General features: G+C 74.3%; 11 protein-coding genes, 1 tRNA gene and 4 pseudogenes. 7 read left to right on the top strand and 9 right to left on the bottom strand.

The features are described 5' to 3' along the window. Positions 1 to 61: 61 nt before the first annotated feature. A pseudogene (locus tag ACIQAK_RS13745) lies at positions 62 to 277 on the top strand (cupin domain-containing protein); the annotation flags it as partial. Positions 278 to 451: 174 nt separating this feature from the next. Here the strand turns inward: ACIQAK_RS13745 and ACIQAK_RS13740 are convergent. Both ACIQAK_RS13740 and ACIQAK_RS13735 read right to left on the bottom strand, forming a co-directional pair. Next, positions 452 to 1,323, bottom strand: a pseudogene (locus ACIQAK_RS13740) (NAD(P)H-binding protein). A 169-nt stretch (positions 1,324 to 1,492) separates the two neighbouring features. Further along, positions 1,493 to 1,566 (bottom strand) — tRNA-Met (locus ACIQAK_RS13735). A 197-nt stretch (positions 1,567 to 1,763) separates the two neighbouring features. On the opposite strand from ACIQAK_RS13735, the gene ACIQAK_RS13730 reads away from it, so the two are divergent. After that, positions 1,764 to 3,992 (top strand): acetate--CoA ligase family protein, encoded by a 2,229-nt coding sequence (locus tag ACIQAK_RS13730; RefSeq protein WP_366390503.1) that lies wholly within the window; start codon positions 1,764 to 1,766, stop codon positions 3,990 to 3,992. A gap of 25 nt (positions 3,993 to 4,017) precedes the next feature. After that, a complete protein-coding gene (locus ACIQAK_RS13725) occupies positions 4,018 to 4,884 on the top strand; it encodes an enoyl-CoA hydratase/isomerase family protein (protein WP_401848035.1) in 867 nt (288 codons plus the stop codon). Here the strand turns inward: ACIQAK_RS13725 and ACIQAK_RS13720 are convergent. From ACIQAK_RS13720 to ACIQAK_RS13705, 4 genes are all read right to left on the bottom strand, one after another. Next, entirely contained in the window at positions 4,881 to 6,095 is a 1,215-nt protein-coding gene (locus tag ACIQAK_RS13720) for an FAD-dependent oxidoreductase (RefSeq protein ID WP_366390501.1), read from the bottom strand. The two genes, ACIQAK_RS13725 and ACIQAK_RS13720, sit on opposite strands and share 4 nt — an antisense overlap. Then, entirely contained in the window at positions 6,092 to 6,286 is a 195-nt protein-coding gene (locus ACIQAK_RS13715) for a ferredoxin (RefSeq protein WP_366390500.1), read from the bottom strand. Before ACIQAK_RS13715 ends, ACIQAK_RS13720 begins: the two co-directional genes overlap by 4 nt. A 118-nt stretch (positions 6,287 to 6,404) precedes the next feature. Further along, positions 6,405 to 7,346 (bottom strand): pyridoxamine 5'-phosphate oxidase family protein, encoded by a 942-nt coding sequence (locus ACIQAK_RS13710; protein WP_366390499.1) that lies wholly within the window; start codon positions 7,344 to 7,346, stop codon positions 6,405 to 6,407. Between the two features lie 44 nt (positions 7,347 to 7,390). After that, a complete protein-coding gene (locus ACIQAK_RS13705; RefSeq protein WP_366390588.1) occupies positions 7,391 to 7,846 on the bottom strand; it encodes a VOC family protein in 456 nt (151 codons plus the stop codon). A gap of 150 nt (positions 7,847 to 7,996) precedes the next feature. Here ACIQAK_RS13705 and ACIQAK_RS13700 point away from each other — a divergent pair, with 150 nt between their 5' ends. Both ACIQAK_RS13700 and ACIQAK_RS13695 read left to right on the top strand, forming a co-directional pair. Next, entirely contained in the window at positions 7,997 to 8,581 is a 585-nt protein-coding gene (locus ACIQAK_RS13700; protein ID WP_366390498.1) for a CGNR zinc finger domain-containing protein, read from the top strand. 72 nt (positions 8,582 to 8,653) lie between these two features. Further along, complete coding sequence (locus tag ACIQAK_RS13695; RefSeq protein WP_366390587.1) at positions 8,654 to 9,268, top strand: flavin reductase family protein; 615 nt, start codon at positions 8,654 to 8,656, stop codon at positions 9,266 to 9,268. Here the strand turns inward: ACIQAK_RS13695 and ACIQAK_RS13690 are convergent. Next, positions 9,243 to 10,575: pseudogene (locus tag ACIQAK_RS13690) on the bottom strand (MFS transporter). The gene ACIQAK_RS13695 and the pseudogene ACIQAK_RS13690 overlap by 26 nt on opposite strands. A 118-nt stretch (positions 10,576 to 10,693) precedes the next feature. Next, positions 10,694 to 11,056 carry a hypothetical protein gene (locus tag ACIQAK_RS13685; RefSeq protein WP_401848032.1) on the bottom strand — a complete coding sequence of 121 codons (363 nt, stop codon included), beginning with the start codon at positions 11,054 to 11,056 and terminating at the stop codon, positions 10,694 to 10,696. Between the two features lie 106 nt (positions 11,057 to 11,162). Here ACIQAK_RS13685 and ACIQAK_RS13680 point away from each other — a divergent pair. Next, positions 11,163 to 12,157: pseudogene (locus tag ACIQAK_RS13680) on the top strand (GlxA family transcriptional regulator). Between the two features lie 6 nt (positions 12,158 to 12,163). Here ACIQAK_RS13680 and ACIQAK_RS13675 read toward each other — a convergent pair. Next, positions 12,164 to 12,817, bottom strand: a complete 654-nt coding sequence (locus tag ACIQAK_RS13675) for a TetR/AcrR family transcriptional regulator (RefSeq protein ID WP_366390497.1) — start codon at positions 12,815 to 12,817, stop codon at positions 12,164 to 12,166. A gap of 146 nt (positions 12,818 to 12,963) precedes the next feature. Here ACIQAK_RS13675 and ACIQAK_RS13670 point away from each other — a divergent pair, with 146 nt between their 5' ends. Then, a complete protein-coding gene (locus tag ACIQAK_RS13670; protein WP_401848030.1) occupies positions 12,964 to 13,221 on the top strand; it encodes a hypothetical protein in 258 nt (85 codons plus the stop codon). Positions 13,222 to 13,238: the final 17 nt, after the last annotated feature.

Raw genomic sequence — 13,238 nt, 5'->3', positions numbered from 1 at the left:
GGACGCCCGCCGCAGGCGGCGGGCGTCCGGGCCGCACGGCGTTTCGTCCTATCGTGGCGCCATGGACGTGTTCGACGAGCTGTTGCGGGGCGTGCGGGGCAGGGGCGCGATGTTCGGGCGGTCGGTGCTGTGGCCGCCGTGGTCCCTGCACTTCACGGACGGGGCCTATCTGACGCTGTGCCTGCCGATGCGGGGTGCCGGGTGGCTCGTGCCGGAGGGCGGGGAGCCGCTGCGGCTGACCTTCGGGGAGGCCGCGATCGTACGGGGGCCGCGCCCGGAGCTGACGGTGGCGGCGGTGGCCCGGCGGGTCGGCTACGCGGACGCGTTCGGGTTCAGCGCGGCGTTCAAACGGCTCCGCGGCGAGAGCCCGAGCGCGTACCGGCGGGAGGCCGCGGCGGCCGGGGCGCGCCGCTCCCCACCCCCTTGACGTCGACGTGACGTACGGGCCTGTTCAGCCGAAGGCCCCCGCCGCCGCCGCGTCCCGGAAGACCTCAGCGACGTCGCGCGGGGGGCGGCCCAGGGCCCGGCGGACGCCGTCCTTCAGCGGGGCCTCCCGGCTCGTGCGGATCGGCTCCAGCGCGGCCATCCAGAGCGAGGCCTCCACCTGCGACATGCCCCCCGCGATCAGCCCGTCCCGGTACACGGTCTCCTCGGCCGGGGCGTAGGAGGCGCGTACGCCGGTCACCTCGGCGATCTCGTCCAGGACCTCGGCGATGCCCAGCGCCCGGGGGCCCGACAGCTCGTACACCTCGCCGTCGTGGCCGTCCTCGGTGAGCGCCGCCACCGCCACCGCCGCGATGTCGTCCGTGTCGATGTACGCGGCCCGGCCGTCCCCGACGGGCAGGGTCAGCTCACCGGCGCGTACGCCGTCGAGGAAGACGCCCTCGCTGAAGTTCTGGGCGAACCAGCCGGGCCGCAGAATCGTCCAGGCCTGCCCGGAGGCGCGTACGGCCTTCTCGCCGTCGAGGTGCGGCCCCCGTCCGCGTACGCGGAGGAACCGAAGTAGCCCGGCACGTCCACCCCCCGGGCCGAGAGCAGCACCAGCCGTCGCACCCCGGCCGCCACGGCCTGCTCGACGAAGGCGGGCGTCGGCGAGGGCACGGTGTCCAGGGGCACGATGTAGACGGCGGCCACCCCCTCCAGGGCGGCCTGCCAGGTGGCCGGGTCCTCCCAGACGAAGGGGGTCCGACCGGACCGCGAGGCCGCCCGGGTCTGCACCCCCAGCTCACGGAGGCGGGCGACCACTCTGCGGCCGGTCTTGCCGGTGCCGCCGGTCACCAGGACGGGGGACGGTGCGGGTGTTGTGTCGGGTGTCTGTGTCATGACCCCAGCCTCGCCCGGCGCCCCGCGCCCCGCCATGGCTCAGCGTCCGGGAGGGATGTCCGCCCGTCCGCCCCGTCCGGGAGGGATGTCCGCCCGTCCGCCCCGTCCTGGGAGGGAAGACGACTGAGGCCCGGATCCAGGGATCCGGGCCTCAGTCGTCTTCTGTCAGTAGCGGGGACAGGATTTGAACCTGCGACCTCTGGGTTATGAGCCCAGCGAGCTACCGAGCTGCTCCACCCCGCGTCGGTGAACACCACCCTACGCCACTCGCCGCCCCTCCGTGACCAGCGCGGGCCGCCGCCCCGCGCCGACGGGAGCCTTTGCCTGCACGACCATTCCTGACACGACGTCAGTTCAGTAACCTGACAGAGCGTCAGCCAACCGCGCCGGCCACCACGGACACCGGGCCGGCGGACCATCGAGCAGGAGTGGGCGGAACGATGCTTGGATCGACTCACGGCACCTTCACCACCGGCTTCCGCGCCCGGGTGGTGGCCTGCGGCGAGGAGCCGCACGCCGCCGTCGTCAGCCTGCCGACCGCCGCGCGGCAGGGCGGGCTCGACGTCAGCGGGCGGCCGCTGCACCTGGCCGTGCCCGACCTGGACCGCTTCTTCCGGCCGCGCTCGGTGGCCGTCGTCGGCGCCTCGGACACCGAGGGGCGCCCCAACACCGGCATCACCCGGCAGCTCATCGCCTGGGCCGAGCGCGTCGGAGCACGGCTGCACCCGGTGCACCCGGCCCGGGACGCCGTGTTCGGGCGGGCCTGCGTCCCGTCCGTGGCCGAGCTGCCCGAGCCCGTCGACCTGGCGGTCCTGCTGGTCGCCGACCCGCTCCCGGTCATCGAGGAGCTCGCCGAGGCCAAGGTCCCCTTCGCCGTGGCCTTCGCCTCCGGGTTCGCCGAGACCGGGCAGGCGGGTGCGGTGGCGCAGGCCAGGCTGGCGGCGGCCATGGAGCGCTCCGGAGTGCGACTGCTGGGGCCGAACACCAACCTGAACGCCTTCGAGGAGTTCCGGGACGACCTGGAGGGTCCCGCCATCGCCCTCATCACCCAGTCCGGGCACCAGGGCCGGCCGCTCCACGCCCTCCAGGAGCTCGGCATCCGGCTCTCGCACTGGGCCCCCACGGGCAACGAGGCCGACCTGGAGACCGCCGACTTCCTCGCGTACTTCGCCCAGCGCCCCGAGGTGGGGGCCATCGCCTGTTACGTGGAGGGGCTCAAGGACGGCCGCTCCTTCCTGCTCGCCGCCGACCGGGCCGCCCGCGCCGGGGTGCCGGTGGTGGCGGTGAAGGTGGGGCGCACGGAGGCCGGGGCCGAGGCCGCCGCCTCGCACACCGGCAAGCTGACCGGGGCGGACCAGGTGGCGGACGCGGCGATGCGGCAGTTCGGGGTGGTCCGGGTGGACGGGCTCGACGAACTGCAGGACACCGCCGCCCTGCTGGCCCGGGCCCGGCCGCCCCACGCGGAGGGCGTCGCCGTGTACTCCATCTCCGGCGGCACCGGCGCCCACTTCGCGGACCTGGCGACGGCGGGCGGACTCTCGCTGCCCACCCTCTCCCCCGCCAAGCAGGACGAGCTGCACACCTGGATACCCGGCTACCTGAGCGTCGCCAACCCCATCGACAACGGCGGCCACCCGGTCGGCGACCGGCGCGGCCGCAAGATCATCGACGCGATCCTCGCGGACCCGTCCGTGGGCGTGCTGATCTGTCCGATCACCGGCCCGTTCCCGCCCATGAGCGACCGGCTCGCCCAGGACCTGGTGGACGCCGCCGAGGCCACCGACAAGCTGGTCTGCGTGATCTGGGGCTCCCCCGTGGGCACCGAGGACGCCTACCGCACCACGCTCCTCGGCTCGTCCCGCGTCGCCACCTTCCGTACGTTCTCCAACTGCGTCACCGCCGTGAAGGCCTACCTGGACCACCACCGCTTCGCCACCGGCTACCGCTCCCCCTTCGACGAGGCCCCGCGCACCCCCTCCCCCTCCGTCCGCAAGGCGCGGGGGCTGATGCGCCCGGGGCAGCGGCTCAGCGAGCACGCGGCGAAGCAGCTCCTGCGCGCGTACGGAATCCGGGTGCCACGCGAGCAGCTGGTGACGAGCGCGGCCGGTACCGTCCGGGCGGCCGGTCCGGTCGGCTACCCCGTCGTGATGAAGGCCTCCGGGCCCCACCTCGCCCACAAGACGGAGCTGGGCCTGGTCAGGGTGGGGCTCACCTCGGCCAGTCAAGTACGCGACACCTACCGCGAGTTGACCGACATCGCCCGGATCGAATCCGTCGACCTCGACGGCATCCTGGTCTGCCAGATGGTCGACCGGGGCGTCGAGATGATGGTCGGCGTCACCCACGACGCCCTCTTCGGGCCGACCGTCACGGTCGGGCTCGGCGGGGTCCTGGTGGAGGTGCTGCACGACACGGCGGTACGGGTGCCGCCCTTCGGCGAGAAGGAGGCCCGGGACATGCTCGGCGAGCTGCGCGGCCGGGCCCTGCTCCACGGGGTGCGCGGCGGGGCACCGGTCGACGTGGACGCCCTGGTGGAGGTGGTGCTGCGGGTGCAGCGGATGGCCCTGGAGCTGGGCGACGACCTGACCGAGCTGGACATCAACCCGCTGGTGGTGCTGGGGCGGGGGCAGGGCGCGGTGGCGCTGGACGCGCTGGCGGTGTGCCGGTGAGCCGGGAGCCGGCGGGGGCGGGCCGGTGAGCCCGGCGCCCGTGGACCGTGCGCCGACGACCGGGCCGGAACCCGCGAGCGGGGCGGCCGGGTCCACCGTCCTCCACCGCACCACCCCCGAGGGCGTCTCCTGGATCACCCTCAACCGGCCCGAGGCCATGAACGCCGTCACCTGGGAGCAGCGCGAGCGGGTCATCGCCCTGCTGGCCGACGCCTCCGCCGACCCCGCCGTACGGGCCGTCGTGCTCACGGCCACCGGGCGCGGCTTCTGCGCGGGCGCCGACCTGCGCGACGCCCGGGCCGGGGCCCCGGCCCGGGCCCGCGAGCGGGTCCCCGGGGATGTCGCCCGGACCATCCGGCTCGGCGCGCAGCGGCTCATCGCCGCCGTACTGGACTGCGAGAAGCCGGTGATCGCCGCCGTCAACGGGACCGCCGCCGGGATCGGCGCGCATCTGGCGTTCGCCTGCGATCTGGTCCTGGCGGCCGACACGGCGACGTTCATCGAGGTCTTCGTCCGCCGGGGGCTCGTCCCGGACGGCGGCGGCGCCTATCTGCTGCCCCGGTTGATCGGGCCGCAGCGGGCGAAGGAGCTGATGTTCTTCGGGGACGCCCTGACGGCGGCGGACGCGGAACGGATGGGCCTGGTCAACCGGGCGGTTCCGGAAGTGGAGTTGGCCGGCCTCGCCGCCGCGTGGGCCGGGCGGCTGGCCTGCGGGCCCACCCGGGCCATCGCCCTGACCAAGCAGCTCGTGAACGACTCGCTCACCGCCGACCGGGCCATGGCGTTCGCGGCGGAGGCAGCCGCCCAGGAGATCAACATGACGACGCGGGACGCGACCGAGGGGGTCGCCTCGTTCGCCGAGCGGCGCACGCCGAAGTACCAGGGGTACTAGACCCCGTATGCGGCCAACGTCCGCCGGTAGGCCGCCAGTCGGGAGGTCCGGCCGACGGTCAGGGCGCCGACCAGCCGGCCGTCCAGGTGGTAGCTGACCTCCAGCCGCCGGGCCTCCCGGTCGCACTCGTGGACCTTCACCGTGTCGCCGAGGACCGGAAGGCCCACCGAGCGGAGCCGGACGCCGTGGATGTCGGACCAGAAGGAGGGCACCTCGGCGAAGGCCGGGGCCGCCGCACCGGACAGCAGCGTACGGGCGGCCGCCGCGCCCTGCTCGACCGCGCCGGACCAGTGACCGAGCGCGGGCGCGGCGCCGCCCGCCAGGGGCTGCGGGACCCGGGCGGCGTCGCCCGCCGCGACCACGCCGGGCACGGCGCTGCCGTCCGGGAACAGGGCCCGCAGCCGGGAGTCCGTAGGCACTCCGCCGGCCGCCTCGATCCCCGACCCGGCCAGCCAGCCGGTGGCCGGGACCGCGCCCAGGGCCAGTACGGCGACATCGGCCGCGACGCTCCGCCCGTCGGACAGCCGGGCGCCCGTGAGCGTGCCGTCCGGGGCGGTGCGGAACGCGGTGACCGTGGTGCCGGTGCGCAGATCGATACCCGCCTCCCGGTGGAGCGTCCCCACGAACGCGCCCGCCTCCGCGCCGACCGCGCGCTCCAGCGGTACGGCCCCGGCCTCCACGAGCGTCACGTCGAGCCCGAGCGCCCGGCCCGCCGCCGCGACCTCACCGCCGAGGAACCCGGCGCCGACGACCAGGAGCCTGCGCCCGGGGGTGAGCGCGGACCGCAGCGCCGCCGCGTCGTCCCGGCCGCGCAGGGTGAACACCCCCTGTTCCGGACCGGGTTCGCCGGGCACGGCACCGGTCCGGGCGGCGGCCCCGGTGGCGATGAGCAGACCGTCGTAGGGCAGCCGGGTGCCGTCGGCGAGGGTGACGATCCTGCTGTACGGGTCGAGCCGGACCGCGGCCCGCCCCAGCAGCCAGCGGGCCCGGAGGTCGTCGGGGACCGGGAGCCGGGTCTCGGCCGGTTCGGTGGCCGTCAGGTACCTCTTGGACAGCGGCGGGCGGTCGTACGGGGTGTACTGCTCCGCCCCGACGAGCGTCAGATATCCGTCGAACCCCTCGGCGCGCAGGGTCGCGGCCGCCCGCAGCCCCGCCAGCGAGGCCCCGACGATCACCACCTCGCGCGGATGGCCGGCGCCGGCGGTGTTCACGGGGCGGCGGCCACGGTGATGGCGCGGACCGGGCAGGAGGCGGCGGCCTTCTCGGCGCCCTCGCGCAGTCCGTCGTCCGGCGCGGCCTCGTAGAGGAGGTGGTCGTCGTCGTCGAACGAGAAGATCTCGGGGGCCGCGAAGACACAACTTCCGTGGCTCTCGCAGAGGTCCAGGTCCACGGTGATCCGCATGGTGGCTCCGTCAGAGGTAGGGGCGCGGTGGGGGTGGGGCGGCGAGGCGTCAGCCGGCCGTCGGCGGGTTGAAGCGGGAGAAGGCCGGCGCGGACCAGCGGGGTGGGGCGGCGAGGCGTCAGCCGGCCGTCGGCGGGTTGAAGCGGGAGAAGGCCGGCGCGGACCAGCGCAGCGGCGAGGCCGCCGCGATCTCCCGTACGGCGGTGATCTCGAACTCCACCAGCCGCTGGGCCCCGGGGTGGCGGGCCACCCGCTCCTCGTCCCACACCGTGCGGGCGAAACCCGTCAGGTGCAGGGAGGTGCCGGTCTCCCAGCCGGGTACGAAGAGGCCGGCGGCCGGGTTGAGTTCGAGGTTGCCCAGGGTCAGGAACATGGCGTTGCCGGCGTAGTCGGGCCAGCGCAGCAGCCGGGGCGAGAGCACCTGGACGAAGCCGGGGTTGCCGCCCCGGTGCGAGGCGTCCGCGTCGCCCCGGTCGGAGGCGGTGGCGATGAAGAAGGTGTCGGCGGCACGCAATGTGCGCTGCTGTCCGGGGCTCAGCTCCGTGCTGTCGGCGGCGGTACGGGTCACGGGCGCGCTCGTGTCCGCAGCCGCTGCCGGGGCCGGGTGGTGTTCGCGTTTCTGGATGTACTTGGGGCAGTTGGAGAGGACCTGGTCGAGCTCGACCCGCAGTCCGTCGCCGTCGCGGACCGCCCGGCCGTTCATCCGCATCCGGCGCCGGGTGGCGGGTTCGATGCCGATCATGCCGATCGGGACGCGACCCCGACCGGCACGGGAACCCGTCAGGACCGCCGCGAGCGGGTCCTCCGGCAGGGGCAGCACCCCGATGTTCAGGGTGTGCGGCCCGGGAACGGTCAGGAAGCCCGGCTCCCCGGTGAGCTGGGTGGCCCAGACCCGGCCCCGCTCGTCCGTGCCGCCCACCACCACGTGGGGCTGTTCGGCGAGGAACGCCACCGCCACGTCGGGGACGGTGTTGCCGATGGCGCCCCGCGCGTGTCCGGCCTGGCGCGCGAAGCCCGCCCGCTCCTGCACGGCGATCTCGCCGCGGTGGTAGCCGCCCATGGTTCCGCCTTTCGCCGGGAAGTGGCCGGTGCCGCGCCTGCCGCCTAGAAGAAGCCGCAGGTGGGGGCCCCGGTGGTGGGGGCATCGGCCGGGTCGGCACCGGTGGGCGCGTAGATCTCCAGGCGGATGCCGTCGGGGTCGGTGAAGAAGATGCCGCCCGAGGTGCCGGTCTCGCCGTGGGGCACGACCCCGTCGTAGGCGAAGGTGGCGCCCAGCGAGCGCAGGACCTGTTCGGTGGCCCGGATCTCCTCGACGGTGTCCACCTGGAAGGAGAGGTGGTGCAGGCCGGGCAGCGCGGGGGCGAAGGTGCCCTCGCTCTGCTGCCACAGGGTCACCACGAGCCGGGAGTCCCGCCCGAGGAAGGCCCAGCGGCGGTCGCCGTCCTTGCCCTCTCCCTGCACCTCGAAGTCGAAGACCTCCCGGTAGAAGGCGATCGAACGGTCCAGGTCGGTGACGTTGAGGCCGATGTGGCCGGTCCGCAGGTTCTTCGCCTTGCCCATGGTCGTCCCCATGCTTTCGGTCAGGGCCGCGAGGCCACCTCGCAACCAGTGAAAACGAATTTAAGGGTTAGACCGAGAAGGGTCAACCAGTGAAAGGCTCTTGTCCGGTTAGAATCGGGGAAGTACCCCGCGACGGAAGGACCCGCTGCCGTGCCGCACCCCACCGGCGCCGACCCCCGGCCGCTGACCGGCGAACCGCTCGCGCTGGATCTGCTGAACACCCGCTGGATCGGCGCGGAGGGCCCGCGCGACCTGCTGGAATCAGAGGACGGCCTGGCGGTCTGGCTGGGCAGCGAGCCGGTGCGCGCCCTCACACGGCCCGCCGCCCCGGCCGCCGACCGCGCCACCCTGGACCGGCTGCTGGCCACCCGTACCGCACTCGAAGCGCTGGCCGGGTCCGCCACCCGGCGGGAGCCGGCCACCCCCGGCGCCACGGCCGCGCTCAACGAGGTCCTGTCCCACGGGCGCATCCGCCGCACCCTGGGGGCCGGCGGGCTGCCGGAGTCGGCGGTGGAGGTGGACGACCCGTCCTGGGCTCCCGCGTGGCACGCGGCCGACAACTGGCTCCAGCTGGTGGCCGACCGGCCCGACCGCATCCGCCCGTGCGCCAACGACACGTGCGTCCTGCACTTCTACGACATCTCCAAGAACGGGACCCGCCGCTGGTGCTCGATGGCCGGCTGCGGCAACCGCGCGAAGGCCCAGCGCCACTACGCCCGCCGCACCGGCGCCTGAACCGGAGGTACGCGCAGGTTCTCATCTGACGTATCGTCAGTTCTAATGGGCGGTGTGATGGGACACGCAGGCATGGCCGCCACCGCCGTCCGGTACCTCAGGTCCGTCGGCGCCGCCACGACAGCGGGAGAGCCGCAGCCGCTGGAGGCGCTGCCGCGGCCCGACCTGCGAGCCGTCCGGGACGACGAGCGGCTCTCGGTCGACCCGGACGAATTCCGCCGCGTACTGGGCCACTTCGCCAGCGGCGTCACGGTCGTCACCGCGCGTGACGCGGACGGGCCCACCGGATTCGCCTGCCAGTCCTTCGCCTCGCTCTCGCTGGACCCGCCGCTGGTCGCCTTCATGGTCGCCCGTACGTCGACGACCTGGCCGCGCATCGCCCGCGCCGGGGCCTTCTGCGTCAACATCCTGGGGGCCGGGCAGGGCGCGCTGTGCCGGGGGTTCGCGGTGAGCGGTGCGGACAGGTTCGCGGGGGTGGCGTACGGGGACGCCCCGGCGACCGGGTCACCGCTGCTCGACGCCGTACCCGCCTGGGTCGACTGCCGCGTCCACGCCGTGCACACCGGCGGCGACCACCTCATCGTGGTCGGCCGGGTGGCGGCGCTGGGGGCGGCGGCGGAGGGGGAGCCGCTGCTGTTCCACCGGGGACTCTTCGGCCGGTTCAGCCGCCCGGCACTCCGGGAGTGACCGGGTCCGCGTCCAGGGCCCGTCGGTGCCGGATCACCAGCGACATCAGCGCCGCCACGGCACACAGCGCCCCCGACGCGTACCAGACCACGTCGTAGGAGCCGAACCCGTCCCGCGCGACTCCGCCGAGGAACGCCACCACGGCCGCGCCCACCTGGTGCGAGGCGAGCACCCAGCCGAAGACGATGGCACTGTCCTCGCCGTACCGCTCCCGGCAGAGCGCCAGCGTCGGCGGGACCGTGGCGACCCAGTCAAGACCGTAGAAGACGATGAAGAAGACCATCGGCGGCCGCACGTCGGGCGCCATCAGCATCGGCAGGAACAGCAGCGAGATCCCGCGCAGCGCGTAGTGGACCGCGAGCAGCCTGCGGGCGTCGAAGCGGTCGGTGAGCCAGCCCGAGAAGATCGTGCCGATGACGTCGAAGACCCCGATCACCGCCAGCAGCGAGGCGGCCGCCGTGATCGGCATGCCGTGGTCGTGGGCGGAGGGGACGAAGTGGGTGCGGATCAGGCCGTTGGTGGAGGTCCCGCAGATGGCGAAGGTGCCCGCCAGCAGCCAGAACGGACCGGTACGCGCGGCGTCGAGGAGCACCTTCACCGTGCGGCGCGCGGCGCCCCGGGCGGGGGCGGGCTTCGCCACGAACGGACCGGCGTACGGGGCGAGCCCCACATCGGCCGGGTGGTCACGCATCAGGAGCCAGACGAACGGGACGACGACCAGGGCGGCCAGGGCGACCGTGATGGAGGCGGGCCGCCAGCCGTGTTCGTCGACGATCCAGGCGCAGAGCGGGAGGAAGACGAGCTGCCCGGAGGCGCCCGCCGCCGTGAGGATGCCGGTGACCAGGCCCCGGCGGGCGACGAACCAGCGGTTGGTGACGGTCGCGGCGAACGCCATCGCCAGGGACCCGGTGCCGAGGCCGACGAGCAGCCCCCAGTAGATCATCAGCTGCCAGGAGGCCGTCATCCAGACGCCGGCGAGCGCCCCGGCGGCCACCATGGTCAGCGCGGTCGCCACGACCCGCCGGATGCCGAAGCGGTCCATGAGCGCGGCGGCGAAGGGCGCGGTGCCCGTACAGCGCCATGTCGATGGAGACCGCGAGCCCGATCTCGCCCCGCGACCAGCCGAATTCGGCGTGGAGCGGATTGATGAGCAGCCCGGGCAGGGAGTTGAAGGCCGCGCCGCCGATGATCGTCACGAAGGTGACGGCGGCGACGATCCACGCCCGATGGACGCGGGGGCGGCGGCGCGCCGCGCGGGGTGTCCGCCGGTCGTCGTCCCGGTCGGCACTTTCGATGGTCTCGGTCACGTGGACCAGCTTCTTGGCCTGCGCCTCTCCCCACGAGTGGCCCAGAGGCCACGGTTCGCAGGAATCGGGCCACGGCCCCGCGTGCGAGCCCGGGGCGAGGAGTCCCGCCCCGGCGGTCTCACCCGTACCCCATCCGCCTCAGCCGCCGGATCGGCCGGGCCACCAACAGCACCGCCACCACCCCCATGTTGATCACGGCCGCCGCCACCAGCAGCCAGGCGGCCAGCGCGAACCCGACGGTTGAGGCGGGGCGGCCCGCGCCGAGCAGCCCGGCGGTCAGGGTGACGGGGATCATGCCGTCGCCGAAGAGCGTGACCGTACGGGCCACGAAGAAGTAGCGGAAGTTACGGTTCCAGAGCCCGCCGGAACCACCCGGGCCGCCCGGAGCACGGGGCCCCCAGGCCCTCCAGGCCTCCCGGACCGCCGGGAGCACCGACGCCGAGCGGCGGCAGGGGCGGCAGCCGCCCTGCTCGGGGGGCACGCGGGACGTCGGGAATGGACGCGGCCCCTGTCGGCTTCTCCGGCACGTCGCCAACCTGTAACAGCCCATGGTCTATACCAGCCAGTGAGTTTCGAGGAGGCCCGCCGTGCCGCACCGCGTCGCCGTCCTGGCCCTGGACGGACTGCTCCCGTTCGAGCTGGGCATCCCGGCCCGGATCTTCGGCCGCTCCCTGAACCCCGAACCGGGCAACAGGGGGGAGAAGCTGTACGAGGTCGTGACCTGCTCCATCCGCCCGCCGGGGCCCGTGCGGACCGACTCCGACTTCTCGATCCTCGTGGAGCACGGCCCCGAGGCGCTCGCCACCGCCGACACCGTGGTCGTCCCCGCCTCCTACGAACTGGGCCCGGTCTTCGAGGAAGGCAGGCTCACCGAGGAGCTGGCGGCCGCCCTCGCCCTGGTCCGGCCCGGCACCCGGATGGTCTCCATCTGCACCGGCAGCTACGTCCTGGCCGCCGCCGGGTATCTGGACGGCCGCCCGGCCACCACGCACTGGTCCTGCGCCGACCACTTCCAGCGGCTCTTCCCGCAGGTCCGGGTCGACCCGGACGTCCTGTTCGTCGACGACGGCGACGTCCTCACCTCGGCCGGGGTGGCCGCTGGGATCGACCTCTGCCTCCACCCCTGGTGCGCCGCGACCACGGGGCGGCCGTCGCCAACGAGATCGCCCGGCGCACGGTCGTCCCCCCGCACCGGGACGGCGGGCAGGCCCAGTACATCCAGCGCCCCGTGCCCGAACCGCAGTCCGCCACCACCACCGGCGCCCGCGCGTGGGCGCTGGGACGGCTGGACCGGCCGATCCTGCTGCGGGACATGGCCCAGCAGGAGTCGATGAGCGTACGGACCTTCACCCGCCGCTTCCGGGAGGAGGTGGGCGTCAGCCCCGGCCAGTGGCTGACCCGGCAGCGGGTGGAGCGGGCCCGGCACCTGCTGGAGTCCTCGGACCTGTCGATCGACCAGGTGGCCCGGGACGCGGGCTTCGGCACGGCGACCTCCCTGCGCCAGCACCTCCAGGCGGCGCTGGGCGTGCCGCCTACGGTGTACCGGCGCACGTTCCGGAACGCGGCGGACACCACCCGTTAACCGCCGTTACGTCCGGGGCGCCGACAGGCTCTCCAGTTCGGCCGCGAAGAGCTGAGCGGGGTCGAAGCGCATCCCGGTGAAGTGGCCGGCGAGCTCCAGGGACAGGACGCCGTGCATCCGGGTCCAGAAGCTCATGGCCAGGTGCAGGGCGGCGGGCGGGGCCGGGTGGTCGCCGGCCCATTGCCGGTGCTGCACCAGGTGGGCGGCGAGCGGGGTCGCGGGGGCGTCGGGGGTGAGCGCCGCGCAGGCGTCGAGCAGGGTCGCCATGATCTCGGAGGAGATGCCGGTGATGTCGCCGGGCGCGTGGTAGCCGGGGACCGGGGTGCCGTAGATGAGGAAGTACCGGTGCGGGTCCTCCAGCGCCCAGCCGCGCAGGGTGTGCGCCAGCCCCGACAGGCCGGCGCCACCGGCGGCGGCCGTACGGAGGGTGTCGGCCAGGCTGCGGTAGGCGTCCCGGATGAGCTCGGTGATCAGCTCGTCCCGGCCGGCGTAGTAGCGGTAGAGCGCGGGGCCGCTGACGCCCATCCGCTTGGCGATCGCGTTGAGGGAGAGCGCGGACGCGCCGGCCGTGGCGATCTGCTCCCAGGCGTGTTCCTTGATCTCCGTACGGACCTGGGCGCGGTAGCGCTCCCGGGGGGTCGTGGTGTCGGGCTCCGCCATGGTCTGCCACCTTCCTCAGCCGCGAGCGCCGCAGGGCTACTTATTCAAAGTTTCGTTAGAAGCTATCACGAGACCTGTTGACCCCTCAGCCGACAGCGCGTTACAACTTCTAACGAACAAACCAAGCACTCACCGGGGAGGCCGTCATGTCCCGCACCCGCACCACCGCCCTGTCCGCCGTCCCGCTCGTCGTCGCCGGGGTCCTCGCCACCGCCGCCGCACCCGCCGGAGCCACCGCCGCCGCACCCGCCGGAGCCGCCGCCCCGCACTCCGAGCCGTCCCCCTCCCTCACCTGCCAGGGACGGGGAGTTGACCCGAAGGCCCTGGTCCGGGCGAAAGCCGAGACCGTCGTCGACGCCCCGCTGAGCACCGTCTGGAAGCTCCAGACCGACGTGCGGCGCTAGCCGTCCCGGCAGACCCA

Origin of the sequence: Streptomyces sp. NPDC088706 (genome assembly GCF_044752765.1) — a bacterium.
Taxonomy (GTDB): domain Bacteria; phylum Actinomycetota; class Actinomycetes; order Streptomycetales; family Streptomycetaceae; genus Streptomyces.
Note: the sequence above shows the minus strand (reverse complement) of the source record. Positions and strands in the feature narration are given on the sequence as shown.

Excerpts from the sequence above, each read along its gene's own strand:
- ACIQAK_RS13705 (WP_366390588.1), bottom strand. The coding sequence starts at position 7,846 with ATGGGCAAGGCGAAGAACCTGCGGACCGGCCACATCGGCCTCAACGTC.
- ACIQAK_RS13710 (WP_366390499.1), bottom strand. The coding sequence starts at position 7,346 with ATGGGCGGCTACCACCGCGGCGAGATCGCCGTGCAGGAGCGGGCGGGC.
- ACIQAK_RS13675 (WP_366390497.1), bottom strand. The coding sequence starts at position 12,817 with ATGGCGGAGCCCGACACCACGACCCCCCGGGAGCGCTACCGCGCCCAG.
- ACIQAK_RS13715 (WP_366390500.1), bottom strand. The coding sequence starts at position 6,286 with ATGCGGATCACCGTGGACCTGGACCTCTGCGAGAGCCACGGAAGTTGT.
- ACIQAK_RS13730 (WP_366390503.1), top strand. The coding sequence starts at position 1,764 with ATGCTTGGATCGACTCACGGCACCTTCACCACCGGCTTCCGCGCCCGG.
- ACIQAK_RS13670 (WP_401848030.1), top strand. The coding sequence starts at position 12,964 with ATGTCCCGCACCCGCACCACCGCCCTGTCCGCCGTCCCGCTCGTCGTC.
- ACIQAK_RS13695 (WP_366390587.1), top strand. The coding sequence starts at position 8,654 with ATGGCCGCCACCGCCGTCCGGTACCTCAGGTCCGTCGGCGCCGCCACG.